At 62.3% G+C, this 20,674-nt stretch carries 12 protein-coding genes; all 12 read right to left on the bottom strand.

Features of this window, described 5'->3' with window-relative positions; translation table 11 throughout:
* Positions 1–22 precede the first annotated feature (22 nt).
* Complete coding sequence (locus tag BLW71_RS38020) at positions 23–940, bottom strand: UDP-3-O-acyl N-acetylglycosamine deacetylase (protein ID WP_177205228.1); 918 nt, start codon at positions 938–940, stop codon at positions 23–25.
* The gene (locus BLW71_RS38015) at positions 937–8,523 is read right to left on the bottom strand and encodes a type I polyketide synthase (protein ID WP_091809601.1); all 7,587 of its coding nucleotides are present in this window, start codon (positions 8,521–8,523) and stop codon (positions 937–939) included. Before BLW71_RS38015 ends, BLW71_RS38020 begins: the two co-directional genes overlap by 4 nt.
* A 2-nt stretch (positions 8,524–8,525) precedes the next feature.
* Complete coding sequence (locus BLW71_RS38010; RefSeq protein ID WP_091809599.1) at positions 8,526–10,064, bottom strand: LTA synthase family protein; 1,539 nt, start codon at positions 10,062–10,064, stop codon at positions 8,526–8,528.
* Between the two features lies 1 nt (position 10,065).
* The gene (locus tag BLW71_RS38005; RefSeq protein ID WP_091809597.1) at positions 10,066–10,851 is read right to left on the bottom strand and encodes an SDR family NAD(P)-dependent oxidoreductase; all 786 of its coding nucleotides are present in this window, start codon (positions 10,849–10,851) and stop codon (positions 10,066–10,068) included.
* Between the two features lie 438 nt (positions 10,852–11,289).
* The gene (locus BLW71_RS38000) at positions 11,290–12,765 is read right to left on the bottom strand and encodes a glycosyltransferase (protein ID WP_091809595.1); all 1,476 of its coding nucleotides are present in this window, start codon (positions 12,763–12,765) and stop codon (positions 11,290–11,292) included.
* Between the two features lie 14 nt (positions 12,766–12,779).
* Positions 12,780–13,865 carry a CgeB family protein gene (locus BLW71_RS37995; RefSeq protein WP_091809593.1) on the bottom strand — a complete coding sequence of 362 codons (1,086 nt, stop codon included), beginning with the start codon at positions 13,863–13,865 and terminating at the stop codon, positions 12,780–12,782.
* The gene (locus BLW71_RS37990; RefSeq protein WP_091809591.1) at positions 13,866–15,185 is read right to left on the bottom strand and encodes a glycosyltransferase family 4 protein; all 1,320 of its coding nucleotides are present in this window, start codon (positions 15,183–15,185) and stop codon (positions 13,866–13,868) included. It lies immediately after the preceding gene.
* On the bottom strand, positions 15,182–16,156 hold the full coding sequence (locus BLW71_RS37985) for a polysaccharide deacetylase family protein (RefSeq protein WP_353615912.1): 975 nt from the start codon (positions 16,154–16,156) through the stop codon (positions 15,182–15,184). The genes BLW71_RS37990 and BLW71_RS37985 overlap by 4 nt, the downstream gene beginning before the upstream one ends.
* The gene (locus BLW71_RS37980) at positions 16,153–16,710 is read right to left on the bottom strand and encodes a hypothetical protein (RefSeq protein WP_091809588.1); all 558 of its coding nucleotides are present in this window, start codon (positions 16,708–16,710) and stop codon (positions 16,153–16,155) included. The genes BLW71_RS37985 and BLW71_RS37980 overlap by 4 nt, the downstream gene beginning before the upstream one ends.
* The gene (locus BLW71_RS37975; RefSeq protein WP_091809586.1) at positions 16,707–17,819 is read right to left on the bottom strand and encodes a glycosyltransferase; all 1,113 of its coding nucleotides are present in this window, start codon (positions 17,817–17,819) and stop codon (positions 16,707–16,709) included. The genes BLW71_RS37980 and BLW71_RS37975 overlap by 4 nt, the downstream gene beginning before the upstream one ends.
* Positions 17,816–18,985 (bottom strand): nucleotide sugar dehydrogenase, encoded by a 1,170-nt coding sequence (locus BLW71_RS37970; protein ID WP_091809584.1) that lies wholly within the window; start codon positions 18,983–18,985, stop codon positions 17,816–17,818. The genes BLW71_RS37975 and BLW71_RS37970 overlap by 4 nt, the downstream gene beginning before the upstream one ends.
* Before the next feature lie 135 nt (positions 18,986–19,120).
* Positions 19,121–20,413: a BNR repeat-containing protein gene (locus BLW71_RS37965; protein ID WP_177205221.1), complete on the bottom strand. Its 1,293-nt coding sequence runs from the start codon at positions 20,411–20,413 to the stop codon at positions 19,121–19,123.
* Between the last annotated feature and the right edge of the window lie 261 nt (positions 20,414–20,674).

Raw genomic sequence — 20,674 nt, 5'->3', positions numbered from 1 at the left:
CCGGTTTGTCCGGTGCGTTGTGTCACGCGGTCGCGTCGACCCACTCGCACGCACCGGGCGTGTTGAGCAGCTCGGCGAGCAGCCTGTAGTTCATTTCGTGGCTGGGCCGCGTCGCCGATACGCGCCCGAGCAACGGCCCACCCGCCAGCGACAGATCGCCGACGAGATCGAGCACGCGGTGTCTCACAAACTCGTCCGGTTGTCGCAGGCCGCCGACCACGCGCTTGCCGACGATCGCCGCCGTGCAGGAGAGCCGCGCGCCGCGCAGGATCGGCATCCTGGTCAGATAGCCTGCGACGATCGCCGGCACGGCCCATTTGACCTGTCCGTAAGAACGCGACGACGCGATCTCGTCAACGAAGGTGCGTGGCGTGATGCGACCGCTCCAATGCATGTCGCCAAAGCCCGTGAGGTCGTCGTTGTGCACGCTCATTTCGTAGTGCTCTGCAGGTTCGGCGCGCATTTCGCGACGTGCGGCGCCTGTGCCATCGACGACGTTCACCGGCTTCAGCACGCGCAGAAACCGCTTCGGCCGCGGCAACGCGGTGCGGCCGCAGGCCATGATCGCGTCGATCCACGGCTGCGCGCTGCCGTCGAGAATGGGCACCTCTTCCGCGTCGAGCTCGACGATCGCGTGATCGATCTCACAGGCGACCAGCGACGCGAGTAGATGCTCGACCGTGCGCACGCCAATGCCATCGGTCGTGCGCAGCATCGTGCAGAGCGGCTGGCCGTGGCGCAGCGCGGGATCGGCTGGGAGTACGCCGAGTTCGCGCCCGTCGCGGACCCGCCGGAACACGACACCGTGGCGCTCGCCCGATGGCGCGACCGGCAGGATCCGCACGTTCACGCGTCGCCCGGTGTGCAGACCACGCCCCGACAGCGCGAGCGGTTTCGCCAGCGTGCCTTCATCGGCTTGCCAGCCCGGCGGCAATTTCACTCGGCAAACGCCGGCGTCGACTTGCATGGTGCAGCTCCCCGATTCCCTTGATCCTGGTTGCGTTCGAGCAACGTACGCGCGTCGTCGTCGTCGAGCGCGTGTCGTGCGGCGAGCGCCGCGAGTTGTTCCTCCGACCCGGCCGCGCCCTCGCCCGTGCCGCGATCGTCGAGCAAATCGACGATGCGCACGGCAAGCGTATGGACGCTTGCACCTTCCGCGATCGCCATGATCGACAGCTTGACGCCGAATGTTTCCTCGACGGCCATACCGAGCTCCATTCCCATCAACGAGTCCATGCCGAGATCGAGAACGGACCGTTCGGCTTCGACTCGATCCGGGGACATGTGAAGGATGCGCGCGATCTGGCTGCGCAGCGCCGTTTCGACCAGCGCCACTGTTTCCGCGGGCGCGAGCGCGCGCAATTGCTCCAGCAACACGACGTCCTCTCCCGGCGTCTCCGCCGCTCCGCCAGTCTGCAGCGCCAGGTAACGGCGCGCCTGCGCGGCGGGCATGCCGCGCGCGATCGCGTGCCAATCGAGACGCACCACCGCTTCACCGGCATGACCGCTCGCCAGCGTCCGCTCGAGCGCGGGCATTGCCTCATCGGACGTGATCGACGCACCGCCGATCCGTGCCTGCAGCGCGTCGCGCGTCTCGCTGTGATGCGCGAGGAAGCCGACGTCTTCGATCGGCCCCCACGCCATGAAGGTAGCGGGCAGCCCGGCCGCGCGACGATGGGCGACGAGCGCCTCGAGGAAACTGTTTGCAGCGACGTACGCACCCTGCCCCGGATTGCCGAGGTAAGTGGTGGCAGAGGAATACAGCACGAAGAAATCGAGCGAGCGCCGTTGCGTTGCGCGATGCAGGTTCCACGCGCCTGCGACCTTCGGTTCGAGCACGGCCGCAAACCGTGCATCGTCGAAGTTGCGCAGCAGGCCATCGTCGATACGCATCGCCGAATGCAGCACGCCCTTGAGCGGCGTGCCGCGGCGCTCAATCGCATCGATCAGCTGGTCGAGCGCCTCGCCATGGGTAACGTCGCATGCCGCCACGGACACGGTCACGCCGTCTTCGTCGCGCCAGCGTTCGACCTGCGCCTGCTTCTGAGGATCGAGCGCGCCGGCGCGGCTCGCGAGCGTCAGGTGGCGTGCGCCGCGCGCGACCATCCAGCGCGCGGTCGCGAACCCGAGTCCGCCCGTTCCCCCGACAATCAGATAGGCCGCATCCGGATTCAGCGTGAATGTCTTCGGCTGGGCGACGCCGCGCGTCGGCGCAGGCGTGCCCGACGGATACGTCACGAGCACCTTGCCGATCTGACGCGCCTGCTGCATGTAGCGGAACGCCTGCTCCGCGCGAGCCGCGGGAAACGCGCGATACGGCAGTGGATGCAGCACGCCGCTCGCGAATAGCGCCATCACTTCTTTGAACAGACGCGTCGTGAGATCGGGGAGCGCGCCCATCAACTGGTCCGCGTCGATGCCGAAATAGCTGATGTTGTTGCGGAACGGGCGCAAGCCGATCTGACTGTTCTCATAGAAATCGCGCTTGCCCAACTCGAGGAAACGTCCGAACGGCCGTAGCGTCTCGATGCTGCGCACCATCGCCTCGCCGGCGAGCGAATTGAGCACGATATCGACGCCCTGGCCGTGTGTGCAGGCGCGAATTTCATCCGCGAACGCGAGGCTGCGCGAGTCGAACACGTGGTCGGCGCCGAGCAGACGGACGAACTCGCGCTTTTCGTCGCTGCCCGCCGTGACGAACACTTCCGCGCCGAGATTTCGCGCGATCTGGATCGCCGCGATGCCGACGCCGCCGGCGCCGCCGTGCACGAGGACCCGCTCGCCGCGCCGCAGCCGCGCGAGCTCGCACAGTGCGTAGTACGCGGTGAAGAAGGTCGTCGGAATCGTCGCGGCCTCTTCGAACGACATGCCCTCGGGCTTGCGCGCGATCGCCGACGCGCGGGTGTACACGCGCGTCGCGAACGACGCAGGAGCGAAGCCGAGGACCGGGTCGCCCGGTGCCCAGCCTTCGACGTCCGCGCCGACCCGGACGACCCGGCCCGACAGCTCCATGCCGATCGTCGCGCCCGCGAAGCCAGTTTCGACGGCTTCGTCGGAGAGCAGTCCCATCGCGTACATCACATCGCGGAAGTTGAGGCCGGTCGCGACGGGCTCGATCTCCACTTCGTCGCGTCCCGGTTCGCGCGCCGGCAATGCGAACCATTCGAGGTTGCGCAGCGATCCGGGCATGTCGAACGCAAGCACCGCGTGCGGCGGCCTCGATTCGACGCCCCTGCGTCCTTGCGCCTCGGGCGCCGCCAGCATGCGTGGAACGTAGCGGCCGTGCGGCGCGAGCAGCACTTCTTCCTCGCCATCGTCGTCGAGCAGCGTCTGCGCCAGACGCGCCGCGTGCTGTTCGCCGGCAGGACCGACGTCGATCAGGCGCGTCGACAGCGCCGGATGCTCGTTCGCGATCACCCGCCCAAGTCCCCAGAGCGTTGCCTGTTCCGGATGCGACGTTGCACCCTCGGCGAACGGCGCCCCGCCCTGCGTCACGACGCACAGTTGAACGCGCTCTGCCGCGCCAGTTGCATCGATTTCCCGCACGAGCGCCGCAAGCGATATCGCCCCGCCCTCTTGCGCACGCATCACGTCGGCGCCACTGGCGTCGTCGACGTGCGTATACGGCGCAGTGAATACGATATGCGACCGTTGCTGCGCCGGCTGTCGCGCCGACCACGCGGTGGCATCGCGCACGGACGCCGTTTCGACATGGCAGCCGAGACGGGCAAGCTCGCCGGACAACGCGGCGCCGAAGGCATCGTTCTCGTCGTGCACGAGGAGCCAGTGCGCGCCATCGCCATGCCGCCTGGCGACCTGATTCGCGGCGACCGGCTTGCGCGCGACGACGAAAGTCGGTACGCCCTCCATATCGAGGTTGCCTTCAATGTCGCGCACGATATCGGTCAAACCAGCGCACTCACAGAGCGACGCGATCACGGCTGGAGACAATGCGCCATGGGTCGCCGCGGACACTTCGCTACCCGACATGCCGAACACGATGTCCGCGAAACGGCTGCGGCGCGCGTCGGCGATCATGACGATCCCGCCCGGCACGAGCCGTTCGACGATCGCCGTCAGCATCGCGAGCGGGTCTGCCTGTTCGCCGAGCGTCCGGTTGACGACGATTACATCGAACGGCGCCTTGTCGCGGCATCGCGAAAACGGTGGCTCACCGGCTTCAAGCAAAAGCGTCTGCACGTGCGAGCGCCCTTCCGCTTCGAAGCCGGCGAGCTGCTGCTGCGTGCCGGCCAGCGTGTATTCGCAGCGCGCGGCCGGCACGTCGATATCGAGCGGCTGCAGCACGTCGCCGCTCGACGCGCCGATTTCCAGCACGCGCAGACGCCGCGTTTGCGGCCACGCCGCCACTGCCTGTCCGACGCACGCGGCGAGCATCGCGCGCGCATGCGTCCAGGTCGGCGACGAATCGAAAAACTGTTCGACGAGACTGCGTCCCGTCGGCGAAAGCAGCACGGCGGCAACCGGCGACGCGCCGCGCAGCACGCGCGGCAGCGCGGCGCCGAGATGCGCGAGCAACGTCAATTCGGCCACATGCGCGGGTGACGCCACAAGCACGTCGCGCCACAACGCGTCGCGCGCGGGCATCGCCGCGCAAGTCACATCGGCGCGCACGAGGCGCTCGCCGTCGAGATAGGCGAGACCGTCTTCGACGACGATTTCCGCGAGCCGCGCCACGATCCGCTGATTTGAATGCACGGGCAACGCCGGTTGCGCAAACGCATCCAGCGCCTCGAGCGCTTCGAGCGCATGCAGGCCCGCGAGCACGTCGAGAATCGGCAGCATTTCGGTCAGATGACGCGTACGGTTCGCGCCTTCTTCGCCCGACAACACCTGCGCGTTCGCGCGCTCGACGAGCGCGGCCGGCGATGGCAGTCCATCGGCGCTGAAGCCGTCCTGCAACGGTCGTGCTTCCAGCGCATAGGCAAAGCGCGCCGGCGCGACGTGCCGCCGGGCAGTCAGATCGACGCGACGGAAACGGCAATCGGACATGCGCGCGACGATTGCGCCGTTGGCATCGAGGAATGCGAACGATGCGACGATCGAGTGCGGGCTGCGGCGATGGATGCGCGCGAGCACACGCCGCACCGAATCGCCGCGCAGGAAATCGATGCGGCCGATCTGCACGGGAACGAACGCCGCCCGCGCCTCGTCAGGCGCGGCGCCGGTCTTGCCCAGCACGGCAAACAGAGGATGGAAACCGCTGTCCATCAGCGCGGGATGCAGCAGATAGCCGGCGAGCGCGTTTGCATCGTTGAGGATCGGGGGCGCTTCGAGATCGGCCAGCGCGTCGTCGCCCGACACCTGCACGGTCTTCACCCAGCGGAAGGCCGGCCCATAACTCAACCCGATCGCGGTCGTACTCGCGTAGAGCGCGTCGCCGGCCATCACGAAGCACGCCTCGAGACGGGCGATCGCCGATGCATCGGCCGCACTGTCCGCATGGAGCGTGTTGCCGCTCTCGAGCAGCCGCCCCGTCACGTTGAGGTTCCACGAGGCGTCGCTCATGCGGTCGCGCGTCTCGATCGTGAAAGACGCGGTGCGCGCATCGACGATCAGGCGGAACAGTTTCCCTTGCTGCGGCGGGAACACGACCGGCATGCGGATTTCGACATTCTCAACGGCCGCATCCGGCTTGCCGAAGAATACGCGCGCGGCGGCGAGCGCCATCTCGACATAGCCCGCGCCCGGAAACGCGACACCGCCATCGACGACGTGATCGGCCAGCATCGGCACGCGTTGCGGATCGAGCTGGTTCTCCCACGCGAACGCATGCTCATGCAGCCGGTAGCCGAGCAGCGGATGATCGATACGCCGATTCACGAGGTTGTAGCCTTCGGCGCTCGACTCGAGCCAGTATCGTTCGCGCTGCCACGGATATGTCGGCAACGCGGTGCGCGGCCCGTCCGGAACGAAGCGGTCCAGATCGACGCACGCGCCGTGCGCGACCGCCGAAAGAACCGAATGCGCGAGCATCTCCGCGCGGTCGTGCTGACGCTTGAGCGTCGGCACGATGGCGCCCGAAAGCTTCAGTGCATCGAGCGTTTGTTTGACATACATGCGCAGGATCGAATGCGGCGCCACTTCGATGAACACGCGCACACGATCATTGGCGAGACGTGCGATCGCTGCGCCGAAGCGGACCGGCTCGCGAATGTTGCGCCACCAGTAGCCAACGTCGAGCCCGGTCCCGCGCAGGACATCGCCGGTAACCGTCGAGACGAAGCGCGTGCTGCCGTCGCGCGGAGCGAGATCGGAGAGCCCGTCGCGCACGACGGCCTCGATGCCGTCCATGCGGCTGCTGTGGAATGCATAGTCCAGATCGAGCATCTGAAAGAAATGACCGTCGCGGGCAAGCGCCGCGCCGACGGCCTCGAGCCCGACCTGCGAGCCGGCGAGCGTCACGGATTCCGGACTGTTGACCCCGGCCACCTCGACGGCCGACGTCAGATCGAGCCGCGCGATCCGCTCGCGCGCGGCCGCTTCGCCGACGCCGGCCGCGGCCATCCTGCCGGTACCGCGCGTCAGCGCCTGCGCTGCGCTGCGAATGCGGATCACGCGCACGCTCTCCGCGAGCGTCAGCGCACCTGATGCCCACGCCGCCGCGATCTCGCCGACACTATGGCCGACCGTCGCGTCGAAGCGCAGGCCGCGCGCAGTAAGGACGCGCGTTATGCCGACCTGCATCGCGAAAAGAAGCGGTTGCGCGTTTTCCGTCACCGCGAGCCATTCTGCGCTGACGCCTTCGCACATCGCGGCGACGAGCGATGCGGCCCCGTCCGCGCGCCAAAGCACATCGACCTCATCCATCGCAGCGCGGAACACCGCGTCCTGCGCATAGAGTTGCTTGCCCATCCCGGCCCACTGACTGCCGTTGCCCGCATAGACGAACGCGACCTTTGAGTCCGCCTGCGCCGCTTGCGCCTGCGCGACGCACGCCGGCAGCGCGCGATCGGACGGTTCGGCCAAGGCCGACAGTGCCTCACGGCCCTCGTCCAGATTGGCCGGTGCGATGACCGCGCGGTGTTCGAGCCACTGCCGGCGACGCGCCGCGGTGGCCGCGAGCGCGGCCCAATCCGCTCCGGCCTGCAGGCGGGAGAGATAGCGCGCGGCAAGCGCGCCAAGCGCACCAGGCGATCGCGCGGTCAACATGAGCGGCGGCAAGGACTCGCTGTGGGCGTGCGCGCGAGGCGGATGCAGATCGCCCGGGCGTGCCGCTTCGGTCAGGACGACGTGCGCGTTGGTGCCGCCAAATCCGAACGAGTTGACGCCGATCGCAAGCAGTTCATGTTCGCCCCGTTCGAGTGGCGTGAAGCGATCGACCACGCGCAGGCGGCCGCCTTCGAAGTCGATTGCCGGATTGGGCGTTTCGAAATGCAGCGAGCGTGGCACCGCCCGATGCTTCAGACACAGAACGGCCTTCAGCAAGCCGGCCATGCCGGATGCGGTTTCGAGGTGCCCGATGTTGGTCTTGACCGAGCCGATCAACAGCGGATCCGTCGCGGGCCGGCCACCGGATACTGCGTCGATCAGCGCGCGAGCCTCAATGGGATCACCGACCGCGGTTCCCGTGCCGTGCGCCTCCAGATAGGCCAGCGAGCGCGGATCGACACCCGCGCGCCGATAGACCGTGCGCAACAGGTCGGCCTGCGTCGCCGCGGCAGGCACGTTGATACCGCCATGCGAATGCCCGTTCGAGTTCACGCCCGACCCGGCGATGACGGCGTGAATGGTATCGCCGTCCGCCAGCGCCCGATCGAGCGGCTTGAGTAGCACGAACGCGCCGCCTTCGGCGCGGATATAACCGTCGCCGGTCGCGTCGAATGCGCGGCAACGGCCGCGCGGCGCGAGCATCGATGCCTTCGAGAAACTGACGAAGCCGAACGGATGCAGCAGCAGGTTGACGCCGCCGGCGAGCGCCATCTCCGTCTCGCCCGACTGGAGCGCCTGTACGGCCTGATGAAGCGCAACGAGAGACGACGAGCACGCGGTGTCGACCGACATGCTCGGGCCGCGCAGATCGAACAGATAGGAAACACGATTTGACGCGATGCTGAGTGCATTGCCGGTCGCCGAATAAGGATCGATCGAATTCAGATCGTCCATGGTGCGGTTGCCGTAGTCCATCGTCGCGACACCGACGAACACGCCGCAGTCGCGGCCACGCATCGTCGCCGGACGCACGCCGGCATCCTCGAACGCTTCCCAGGCAAGTTCGAGAAGCAGTCGCTGCTGCGGGTCCATCTGGGTCGCCTCGCGGGGCGAGATCCCGAAGAATGCGGCGTCGAAGCCAGCGACGTCATCAAGAACGCCCGCCGCAAACGTGTAGCTCTTTCCCGGCTCACGTTTCGACGGGTGCTGGTAAAACGCCGTGCCAAACCGGTCGGCCGGAACGGCGGTCACTGCATCGCGTTCGTCGCGAAGCAGCTCCCAGAAGTCGTCCGGCCCCTCAACGCCACCGGGAAAGCGGCACGCCATCCCGATAATTGCTATTTTTTTTTCCATCGTCATGCTGGCAACTGCTGCAGTTCTTCTCGCGAGTCGGCGACGGCGCAGCTTTGCCGCTTCATCGCGCGCTGTATCGCAGAACCGAGGTTCTCGACGCGCGCGTCTCGCCGCTCGCCTGAATCCTCCGCGAAGTTGCGCCAAATAAAGTAGTCACTATGGTTCGGCTCGGTCTCGAGAGCATCGAATACCGAAGTCATAGCAGGAACGTGATCGCCGTAGAAACACAGTACGGTGGGCCGTCCTCGTTCTCGAAGGTAATCTGTGATCTTGCCGATCATGTCATCCGCGTGTTCGATATGTCGGAGATAGGCGGTCAGGTCTCGCCAGCGAGCGTCATCACCGAGCGTGTGGCGCGACGTGAATTCGCCAGGGGCGACTGCTTCCAGGTGCAACGGGCCGTGGTTTTCCATCGTGATCGCAAACGCGAACACCGGCTGGTCGCTGCCCGTCTCAAGGAGCGCAAGCAGCGCATCCGCCACCGATTCATCCCCGACGTAGGAGCCTACGCGAATTGCGTCTGCGAAATCCTGAACGTCAAGGAAATGGTCGAAATGCATGAACCGGAATGCCCGGCGTCGACCGAAGAAATCGCTGTAATAGGGATGAACAGCGAACGTCCGATATCCGCCTCGCTTGAACCATCCGGCGAGCGATGCGGTGGCGCGACGCACATACATGTAAGGATAGAAGCGCGCGTAGCCCATCGCGTCCGATGGCAAACCCGTCAACATCGCGAATTCGCTGCGCATCGTATTGGCGCCCCACGCCGGAACCGTCAGGCGACCATGTTCGAATGCTTCCTGCCTGATGCGATCCAAGTTCGCGTACGGAGTCGACGAGACGAAGCCGCCCAGCCGGCGCGCATCGAAATAAGATTCACTCTGGACAACGATGACATCCGGATGCGCGCTTGCTTCCGGGTGACCGTGCGAAAACGGCGTCGACTGGACGACACGAGCGAATGCGTCGCGCTCCGCAGACCGGGTACCGTTGATCAGATAGGCCACGAAAGTAGCAAAGAAACCGAACCGGTGCTGATCCAGCATTGGTTGAAGCGACAGCGGCAGACGACGCGATTGCGAGAAACAGATCGCCAGGCCGCCAATCGCGAGCAGACCTGCGAGGCACCGCTGCGTCGCACCTGTAGGACTTTCGAGCAGGAACCCCACTACCGCGACCGCCAGGCTGGCCACGAGGCCGAGCACCTTGCCGAAACTGAGAAACGGCAAATAAAGACGTGGGTGGGAAAACGCCTGGCTGAACAGGCTCAGGTCGGTGAAGACGAAAGGCTCACGCAGCGACTCGTATTTCGCGTTACTGACGACGGCCAGCACTGCGATCGATACCAGAGCGACGGAGACCGAAAAAAGCGGCCGCGCGGTAAGCGCGAGAGTGCTGCCCGCCACGACCGCGAGTGCAGCCACATGCAGCACGATCGCCGCAAGTGGACGACCAAGCGATGACCGCGGAACCGCGATCGCTTCGATGCCAAAAGAGAATGCGACCGCCGCGGCCGCTATAGCAAATCCGGGCAGCACTTCATATGTTCCGTCGAGGAAGATAGGACATGCGTCCGAGGATGGCATCGGCCAGAGGGGCCGGAAGCAGGCGAAGCAGTTTGATGCCGAACGCCAGGCTGAAGGGGAAGGCAATTTCCACGCGACGCCGTGCCAACCGCTTCCTGATGTACAGCGCGGCTTTTTCCGCACTCCACATTAAGGGCTTGTCGCCGGGGAAGACATCGCTCATCGCGGTCCGGACAAAGCCCGGCATCACGACTGACACGCCAATACCATCTCGGGCGAGGATAGGACGTACGGAGTCGCAGTAGGCGACCAGGGCGGCCTTGCTCATGCAATACGCCGGAGAGATGGCCATTCCGCGCAATGCGGCGAGCGAACTGACGACTGCGAGCTGGCCGCGCTTTCGCGCGCGCATACGCTCGATGACCGGCAGCACCGCGTTCAACGCACCATACAGATTGGTATCAACGACCGCGGCGGTGCGCTCGGCGCCTTCCCAATCGTCAAGGGAACTGAGCGTACTGGCGATACCGGCATTCGCGATCAGCAGATCGATCGGATACCGGTCGTCGAAATTGAATAGCCATTGTCGAACCGCTGGCGAATCACGCACGTCGACACAACCGATCGCGACTTCGGCGCCGCTCGCGCGGCACGCCGACGCAACCGACTGAAGCCGCCCGAGATCCCGGCCAATCAATCCCAGCGTGATATTGGGCGCGGCATAGGATAACGCCAAGGCTCGCCCTAATCCGGCGCTACCGCCCGTAATAACGACCGCTCGCGGCTCGCGTGCGCTCACCTTCCTTCCCCGATTGCGAACAACATTGGTCTCTCATCTTCTAAAAAAAGGAACGGTGTTTTCTTCTGGTTACCAAAACACAACGTCGTACGCCGTCCGATAGCAAAGCACGCAGCGGTCGGATTTAACAAGCTGATTGGACTCAGTTAATGCGCGTAATTAGACGATGAACGTCGAATTCCGGCGTAGATGTGATAAGGGAAACGACGTTCTATGGCGCAATGGGAAGTGCAGACCAGACCGTTGCACGCCATGCGCGGAGCAACGGACAACTTACACAATTTCCTAATTAAGATTATACAGAAAAACTATTAATCTGGCGCTAGATCACCAGCTTTGTGCCATTCTCGCGACGTAACTCGGGTAATTTTGACCGATTTGTTGATGGTTTTGTCAACCAGAAGTTGACTTGTGTAAACGGCTGGTGGCCTCGCGGACTCAGGCGCGTCTGAACCCGTTTCTTTCCTGCCACGCCCAATAGAGAACCATACCGAAGCCCACGCATACCGTGACGTTAAGCGGAATCAGGAAATAATTCGCTCGCTGGAAGGCGACACAGGCCGCAAAAAGAGAATATAAAAAAGTAATGACTTCACCGGCCAGCAACACGGCGTTGATGCGAGGCATGATCTGACGATATGCGTCCTTGCCTTTTGGCGTTCTGTGAAAATCGCTATACACGCCGAACAACGCGCGCACGCCACCCGCGAAGTAATACCAGGCCATGGGCAGGAACATGGCGATATACCGATAGGTATCCCATAAGGTTCCCAGGATGCCTGGCCGGTCGTCAAGCCTCGCGCCCTTGCGCGCCCCGAAAGCATTGGCCAGCGCCCAAATCGCGACTAGCACGAAGAAAATCAGTGCGGCCCAATGTATGCCCGCGCCGTCGAAATGAACGAGGTAGGTCAGCGGCAAACTGAGAACCACCAGCACATGAATCGACGCCAGCAGCACGGACGAGAACATGACAGAAATCGCATGCAGCCTTTTCATTGTCGGCATGCGCTGCGAGAGCATCTGTCCCACATGCTTGAATCCGCTGTGAATCAATCCTCGTCCCCATCGCTCGCGCTGAATTCGAAACGCGCTGATAGTCTCGGGCAATATTGACATGGAGACGACATCGCGAAGATAGGCATATTTCCAGTCGCCGAATTGCGCACGATAACCGAGGTCCACGTCCTCCGTGACCGTCGATGCATTCCAGCCGCCCAATGCATCGACGCACGCCTTGCGCCACACGCAGGAGCTGCCGCTGAGCGACGCCATGTCGCCTTCTTCACTCAAGCCGACCGTGACGTATTGCTGATGGCCCATTTCCATCGCCTGGAATCGCGTCAGGAACGACACATCGCGATTCTCATAGCCGATCCCGGTTTGCAGGAAACCTAGCTTTGGATCTCTGAAACACGGAATGGTTTTCAAGAGAAAGTCAGCAGGAGGAACAAAGTCCGCGTCGAAAATGGCGAAGAATTCACCGGATGACTGTTGGATGCCGTTGACCAGATTGCCCGCCTTGTAGCCCTTGCGCACCGGGCGCCTGATGAGACGGATGCTAACGCCCTGCGCCGCATAATGCTCGACCCTGGCTTGCGCGAGCTTCGAAGTGGCATCCGACGAATCATCGAGCACCAGGATTTCCAGCGCTTCCGATGGATAGCGCAAACGACAGACCGCGTCGATCAGCCGCTCGACCACCTCAGACTCGTTACAGATGGGGAGCAAAACGCTGACTGGCGGATGGATCGCGTCTTCGAATCTGGCTGAAGAGCGGGCGAGCTCGGTCAGCTTGCGCCGCTCCACCTTCCGGGAAATCAGCAGCACGCGCAGCTCGAGCAACACGTACAGCGCGAAATAGAGAACCACCAGCAAGAATACGAGCTGGGCAAGACAGGAAAGCAACGCAAGCATCGTAACCGATTTCCTCAAATCTTCGCGACGGCGCAGATTTCGTCCAACCGATGTGCCCAGGTATGGTTCTGCCGCACGTAGGTCGCCCCTGCTTCAGCGCGTTCCAGATCTTCGTTCGAGGGACCATGTCGAAGGCGCGCGAACAGTTCCCGCGCTTCTTCCTGCGTCCTGACGACGTGGCAGAAGTCGCGGAAATACCGGTCGACGGCACGGCTGGGGTTGGTCACCGCAATGCCCCCGCACGCCAGGATTTCAACCAGACGGCGCGAGAACATCGTCTCGGAACTGGTGACCGAATTCACATTGATCGAGACGACATGCGACTTGTAGACTTGCGCGGTCTGGCGATGCGGCACCTTGCCATGCAGGCGCACATGGTTCTTCTTCGGAAAGCGAAACTCGAAGTGTCGAGAGAGGCGATCGTGATTCCGGTCGAAAACATTCAGCCGCATCTGGCTGTGTTCGCAGGTATCGAACATCATGTCGAGGAACTGCCTGCGATCGTTCAGAATGCGCCTGTAATAGCTGCCGGTGAAGCAGGCTTCGTTGCGGGTGAAGTTGAAACCGGAGAAGTTGTGCGAGGCAGGCTGATACGGCATGACCAGCGTGTTCACCGGCACATGCGCGGACACCTGCTGCCGGTATCGATCGACGCACTCCTTGTCGGTCGTAAAGACATAGTCGAACGACTTCGCTACGTCGATGAAAGCGTCGAAGAACGGGCCGTCATCTTTGTTCCAGAAAACGGTCGGAATGCCGTTGCTTTTGGCGAAGTCGACCAGACGGAAGATCGCCGTGGGCCGGGTCAGGCGCATCAGTCTCGGTTGCTTCGCGAGTTCATAGCGCCAGCTGCCATCCACACCGTGAAAGGCGGATTCGACGAAGACCAGATCCGGCTTCCATTCACGGATGACGCTCCTGTAATTCGTCGGCGTCATGGTGCGCACGCGGCACTCCGCCGACAAGCAATCCGCAGTGAAGTAATCGGAGACGAGCGCGATTTTCAGACGGCCAAAGCGTCCGGCTTGCTCCGCGTCTTCCGCGACCTTCGGATAGTCGTAGACCAGTGAACCCAGTTTTCTGATGACCCTGCCAACCATTCAACCCTCACGCCGCACTTCAGGCAGTGCATTGATCACAAAATCACGCCAGCAGCGCTGCGTGGAAGCGTATTCTCTGGCCCGTACGCCGAGCGCCGACAGCGTCTGACGATCAGCCAGCGCCGTTTCGATCACCTGCGCCAGGTGCACCGGATCGCCGGCCTTGAAGAACCAGCCCGCCGGGTTCGGTCCCATTTCATCGCGAAACACCGGCAGATCCGGGACGATGACCGGCTTGCCCATCGCCAGCGCCTCGACCATCTTTATTGGCGGCACGATTTCGCAAACCTTGAATGGTTTTCGTGGAATACAGACGATCGCGCAGCCGCCGACGGTTTCCCGCGCCCTTTCCGGCGACACGCGTCCGTGAAAGCGGATCCGGTCCGACAAGCCCAGGCGCCGGACCTGAGCCTCAAGCGCCGAACGCGCTTCGCCCTCTCCCACCAGATCCACCTTCACGGGATGACCTTGCCGGACCAGCACGTCGACGGCGTCGATCAGCGTATCCAGCCCCTCATAGGCGAGCAGCGAACCGGCGTAACCGATCGTGTGCGGATCGACGGCCTGAGATTTCAGCGGAACGATGCGCCCCGGGTCCACGCAATTGGGCAGCAGGAAGATCCGCTCCTCGGGAATGCCCCAGCGATCGCGCGCATAACGGCCCAGTTGCTTCGAAATCACGAAGACCTTGTCCGCGTGGCGCGCAACCAGTCCTTCCAGCTGCAGCCCTTGTTTGAACCCCTGCCGCCGCTCGTACTGAGGCGTGCGCGAGATCCGGGTCAGCTCCCATAAGCCACGCATCTCGTACTGGAACGGAATGCCCTCTCGCCTGGCCGCTAGAAGGGCCGGCAAGGCATTGACGTGATTGGAAGCGGCATGAATCACGGAGACCTTGTGCCGCCGTGCCCATTGGGCCACGACAGGCGCCGCATGCATCGCATAGAACAGCACTGGACGATTGTTGAATGGCGCCGCCGCATGCAGATAGCGCACGTTTCCGACCTGCGTTTCGTGCGCCTCGGCATTGCTCAGGCGATCGTGACGGTCGTTGGGATAACCCGGCCTCGTCAACGCATGCACGCGCCCCCCCACCGACGCGATGGCCTGAATGACCTCATGCGTGCGGGTGGTATAGCCGCTCGTGTGATACGGCAATGCACTCGCGGCCACGTAGAGCATGCTTTTGGGGTCGCCCGCGAACGGCATCACGCCTGCGCGCTGCTTCGCCTTGTGGTCCAGCGCGCGCACGGTCAGCCAGCGGCTCAATGCCAGATAAGGTTCGCTCGCCAGCGTCGACAAGGATTCGAGCAACCCGCTCATGACGAGGCGCTCCCCGCCGGCTGCAGTTCCGTGCGGGCGATATCGGCCGTATGCGTCGTCTTGATCTTGCCTTGTGCGTGCAGATCGAGAAATTCGGCCGTCGTGATCACGTCGTAGTCTCTGGTGAGGCGCGCCAGCAGTTTCCGGTAGCCTTCCAGGCGTTGGTCGTCCCGATAGGTCGCGTGCCCGTTCTCGTCCCAGTAGAGCAAGGACCAGGAATGCAGCAGGAAGATGGACATCGTCGGGCTGCCGCTGAAGACGTCGAACAGCAACTTGCCCCACCACGGACGAAACCTGAAATAAGGTGACTCCGGATAGGTGAGGCGCGCCCACCATTCGTCCTTGCCGACTTTCGGCAGGATTTTCTTTTCCGTCATCGGCACTTCGATGACGCCGTTCGACCATGCGAAGGGTAGATTCGTCGGCTCGCTCCAGATGCACTGCCTGGCATGCACCGCGCACATGGAGTTATTGAACGACAGCGGCACACCAGCGGATTTCAGCGCGCGAATCGTATTGGCATTCCATCGAAACGAACCTGCCCGATGCGCGAGCACGGGCTTGCCGGTTTCCTTCGAGATCAGCTCACCGAAATGCCGGATGACGAATTCGGCGCGCGCCTCGTCGGTATATTGATTCATGTACTGCGGACGCCGTGCGAGACCATGTTCGGCCCAGAAGGAATCAGGCAGATATTCCGGATGTGTGTGAAGCTGGACATCCTGCCCGGCGGCGTTCAGCCAGCGGACGACCTCCGACGTTTCATCCATGTACGAATAGGCTCCGCACTGGTCGACGAAATAGACGTGTCTGGCGCCGAATTCGTCGCCGATCGAAGCCATCTCTGCGATGCCCGCACGGCCTTTTTCGTGCACGCCCCACATCAGCCGCTTGACGTGATCCTGCGTTGCGCGCTTGGGCAACGCCTCGGTGTCCACGGTCAACATGGCATAGCGATTCTTTTGCATCATTTCCGCTTCAGCTCCAGCACTGCGTTCCACTCCGTATCGCTTGCCAGCCCGGCGCTCAGTGGCACCGTGCGTGCATCGCGATAGCGCCAGGCAAGATAGGCACGCTTTCTTTCCGGGTAAGAGTGGCCTTCGCCGCTCACGTCCGGAACGTATTCGACGAGCCAGCCCAGCCGCGAAAAGTACGCGAAGTCGGCGACCTCGGTCACGAGGACTGGTGCGAGACCGCCGTTGCACTTCAGTCGATTTGAAAAGCCCTCGCATGCGCGACGCAGGTCATCGCGCGAGGCGCCGAGCGCCCAGATCAGCACGGTCTCTGCATCCGTGTTCACGGGCGCATGCTTGAGGGTCGGCCGCCACGGATAATCCGTGACGTGCGGCGACATCAAACCCAATGCCGCCAGTACGCCTCGTACGCGGCGCCACGCGCGATCCCTGGCAGACGACGGCGGCTTCTTGCTCAGCAAGTCGTGGCGCGTCAGTAGATCCCATTCGGGCCTGGCAGCCAGCGCCTGCAATTCGCGCCGAAGCGTCTTGGTTTCAGTGACGATGCTCAACGGTTCCGCTCCCCATCAGCTACCAGGGCGAAAATCTCTTCCGCGGCCAGCGATGCTCCGTTCAGCGGAATCCACGGCCCTTGCGCCTTTTCCTCGCTCAGCATCGCGAGCAGTTCGTCGACGGCAGTCTTGCGGTCGTGATCCGTCTCGCACGCCGAGACAACCGCGGGAATCACCTCTGCCACCATCCGCGCGCGACGCGGCTGGTCATCGGCCAGTTGCGCATTGGGCACCAGCAGCGCGGGAATGCGCGACTGAACCAGTTCGCAACAGGTGTTGTATCCGGCGGCGCCGACAAAGGCGTCGAATGCGCGCAAATAGCGGGCCAACGGATACACCGAGACGGGACGTACGCCCGACGGCAGTTTGACGTCCCGCACGGAGATCGGCGCACGCGCCCAGACAATCTCGAATCCGGCAGCCCGGAATACGTCGATCAGACCATGACCGATTCCGGCGACATCCTTCAGATTCCCCGGTCCGAGCGAGAAGAGCACGAAGCGACCGTTGGCAGGCAGACCGAGCGCTTTTCGTGCCGCCGCCCGATCCATGAGTTCATCGTCTTCGAGCAGACACACGGGCGGCACGACCACGCGCTTGCCGCTGCCGGCCAGTTTCGACTCGCACCTGGTGGCGCCCAGTTCGCCGGGCTGAATGACGAGATCAAACATCGATTCGTCGACCGGCACTGATTTGCCGTCTGCCTTGAGCAAGCCACGATTGGACCAGACGCGCGCCGGAGAGCCATAGGCCTCGCAAGCCGCGAGGAAGCCCTGAAACGGCCAGGTTCCGTCGAACACGATCATGTGCGGCCGGACCCGCTCGAGCATCATGCCGAACCGGATCGCGAGCTCGCTGTTCCATGCGAAGCTCGAACTTTCGGACCAGTAGTGGGAGACGAAGTAATCCGCTTCGAATCCCATTCCTTCGATGATCTCGACAGCGGACGCGAGAGAAAAGAAAAACGGTCGGGCGCGTCCACGCAGGCGCCGCGCATACGCGAGGCACCGGTTCAAATGGCCCATTCCGGAGCCATTCACGTTAAAGAACAGGATGCGCGGAGTTGCGGCGTCTGATTGCGCCTCGAGCCCCGACTTCGGACCGGTCATGCGTCCCCGCCGAACAGATCGCGCGTGTAGACCTTGTCGGCCACATCGGTGAGATCGCTGGTGATACGGTTTGCCACGATGACATCCGCGCTGCGCTTGAATTCGACGAGATTGTTCACAACGCTGGAATTGAAAAACTCTACTTCGTGCATAGCCGGCTCGTAGACGATAACTTCGACACCCTTCGCCTTGATCCGCTTCATCACCCCCTGAATGCTCGAGGCGCGGAAATTGTCCGAACCCGCCTTCATCACGAGGCGGTAGATTCCGACGACTTTCGGCTTGCGCTTGAGTACGCTCTCAGCAATGAAATCCTTGCGCGTGCTGTTCGATTCGACGACTGCATGGATCAGGTTCTGCGGAACGTCGCGATAATTGGCCAGAAGCTGCTTCGTATCCTTCGGCAGACAGTAGCCACCATAACCGAAGCTCGGGTTGTTGTAATGGCCGCCGATGCGCGGATCGAGGCAAACGCCGTTGATGATCTGGTGCGTATCCAGAGCATGCTGGGCGGCGTAGGTATCGAGCTCGTTGAAGTACGCCACCCGCATGGCGAGGTAGGTATTGGCGAACAGCTTGATCGCCTCGGCTTCCGTGCTGCCCGTGAACAGCGTCGGAATGTCCTCTTTTTCCGCGCCTTGCTTGAGCAGGTTCGCGAAGGTTCTGGCGCGCTCGGAGTTCTCTCCCACGACGATCCGTGACGGATGCAGATTGTCGTGCAGCGCTTTGCCTTCGCGGAGAAACTCGGGCGAGAAGATCAGCTTATCGGTGTCGAATGCGGCGCGCGTGCGTTCCGTGTAGCCGACCGGAATGGTCGACTTGATCACCATCACGGCCTTGCGGTTGATGCGCACTACGTCGCGGATCACCGCCTCGATCGAGCGCGTGTTGAAGTAATTTGTCTCCGGATCGTAGTCGGTCGGCGTCGCGATGATGACGTAGTCGGCGTTGGCGTATGCGTCTTCCTTGTCCAGCGTGGCGCGGAAGTTCAATGGCTTATGGCGCAGGAAGTCCTCGATCTCGACGTCTTCGATCGGGGATTGCCTGTGGTTGAGCATCGCCACTTTCTCAGGGACGATGTCAAGAGCGACGACCTCGTGATGTTGAGCGAGTAGGGCTGCGAGGGAAAGGCCGACGTAGCCGGTGCCTGCGATTGCGATTTTCATGCGAGAGTCTCACAAATGCGTGAGGAAATTATCGATAGCCTTGTGGCCGGTTCGAGCGGCCCTTGTACGCGTTCAGGTTCCAGAGCCCACTTCATTTCGTAACATCGAACTAGCGACCTGGAGAATCTACGGAAATCAGTGTTCAGGCGCATTTGGCAACACATGCAGGACCAAGTCAGACACGGAATTGCAGGAGACTTCCGAAGACTCGCACTCCCTAGGTTTGTCCCGATTATCCGCGGGAAGACTGAACCAGGAGATTGCATAGTGACGATTAACATCATGCGCCACCGCGTTCCCATCTCTTACGGCACGAACATTGATCGCAGCGCCGTTGGGTGGTATGCGGTCTTTGATTGAGATTGTCGGAGCCCATATATCAGGACTAGATATCTCGCGCACCTTGAGCGAATCATCATCGTAAGCCAAGGTCTTCGTCCCGATTTCCCGTTGATGAACCTGCTCAATCAGACGTCCGTTGCTTACCCTCACCCCTGAGAAGCTGATTTCGCCCGGAATCGTACCGCCGCCCCTCGGATCCCATCGATAGGTCCAATTGGTTGCGGGTACCGACTTCCAACCGCCATTTTCACGGCGAGCGTGAAACAATTGCGTCGCTCCGGTCGCGTCGAACTTCAGGTAAGAGATGACCGGTCGACCAGCCCTGTCGAATCCCAAACGAACATTGTTGAGCAGGCCATGACGTTCCGGAACGGGATCGACTACCTCGGCAGACGACGGAGTTATGGGTAGCGAGACCGGGTCGCCCTCGCTGTTCTCCCATTTCTTCAAGTCCTTGCTCTTCGCATAATTGACACTGAAGTTAGTCTCGACGAAATAGTTTTCACGCCAAACCCAGGCAACGTGAAAGAAGCCATCCGGCCCACGAACGAAGTCCGAATGATAGGCGTTTACCGTATTCTTACCTGAATTCGGCGCGAATATGGGTCGATCGCTCCAGCGGACCCACTTCTGCCCTTGCAGCCGATTGATCAGTTCGATGCCGTCTCCGCTATGTCCCGACCGGTACGAGAACCCCAATGCGCCATCCGGAAAACGAAAGAAATAAGGATAGGTTGTTTGCGATTCGTCTTTTCCCACCATTGACCGTGTTGAACCGAGCCCTTCCAACTGATCCTGCGCATCCATGCGTGCGTATACGAGCGGGGACACGTGCATATTGCCCGAAACATGCAGACGATTCGAATCATCGAGCGCCAGGACAATCACGTTATGGGCATCCCACCCGACAAAGCGCGTGGGAACTCTCTTCTTCTCCTGCGCTCCAGTACATTTATTCACCTTTACGACAGACAGCCAACGATCAGCATCGTAATAAGCGATATAAACGAAACCCTTGTCGTCCAATGCGTCGAAACCAAGGCGCGTACCTCCCCAGACGCGATCGATCTTCACTTCAGGTGCCATGGCTGTGCACCGTGAGGTATCGTTGGATTCCGTAGCCCTTGAGGCGGAACAAAACACGGAGCTCAGGAGAAGTAGGCATGTGGCAAGATAGTTCGGTATTTTCAACATGAATCTCATAACGTTTTCATCGATGAGCGCTCTCCACTCGCGTCATGCGCCCTCGTCTCACATTTCACACTGCTGGTCCCATAGAAAGGCTGGGCTGAGAGATGAATCTCTCCCAAATCTGCCTTGAAGAAAATACCGGCTGCCCTGCATCCA

Origin of the sequence: Burkholderia sp. WP9 (genome assembly GCF_900104795.1) — a bacterium.
Lineage (GTDB): Bacteria > Pseudomonadota > Gammaproteobacteria > Burkholderiales > Burkholderiaceae > Paraburkholderia.
The sequence above is the reverse complement of the archived record's forward strand: the minus strand, read 5'-3'. Positions and strand labels throughout refer to the sequence as shown.

Excerpts from the sequence above, each read along its gene's own strand:
- BLW71_RS38015 (WP_091809601.1), bottom strand. The coding sequence starts at position 8,523 with ATGGAAAAAAAAATAGCAATTATCGGGATGGCGTGCCGCTTTCCCGGT.
- BLW71_RS38000 (WP_091809595.1), bottom strand. The coding sequence starts at position 12,765 with ATGCTTGCGTTGCTTTCCTGTCTTGCCCAGCTCGTATTCTTGCTGGTG.
- BLW71_RS37995 (WP_091809593.1), bottom strand. The coding sequence starts at position 13,865 with ATGGTTGGCAGGGTCATCAGAAAACTGGGTTCACTGGTCTACGACTAT.
- BLW71_RS37990 (WP_091809591.1), bottom strand. The coding sequence starts at position 15,185 with ATGAGCGGGTTGCTCGAATCCTTGTCGACGCTGGCGAGCGAACCTTAT.
- BLW71_RS37985 (WP_353615912.1), bottom strand. The coding sequence starts at position 16,156 with ATGATGCAAAAGAATCGCTATGCCATGTTGACCGTGGACACCGAGGCG.
- BLW71_RS37975 (WP_091809586.1), bottom strand. The coding sequence starts at position 17,819 with ATGACCGGTCCGAAGTCGGGGCTCGAGGCGCAATCAGACGCCGCAACT.
- BLW71_RS37970 (WP_091809584.1), bottom strand. The coding sequence starts at position 18,985 with ATGAAAATCGCAATCGCAGGCACCGGCTACGTCGGCCTTTCCCTCGCA.
- BLW71_RS37965 (WP_177205221.1), bottom strand. The coding sequence starts at position 20,413 with ATGGCACCTGAAGTGAAGATCGATCGCGTCTGGGGAGGTACGCGCCTT.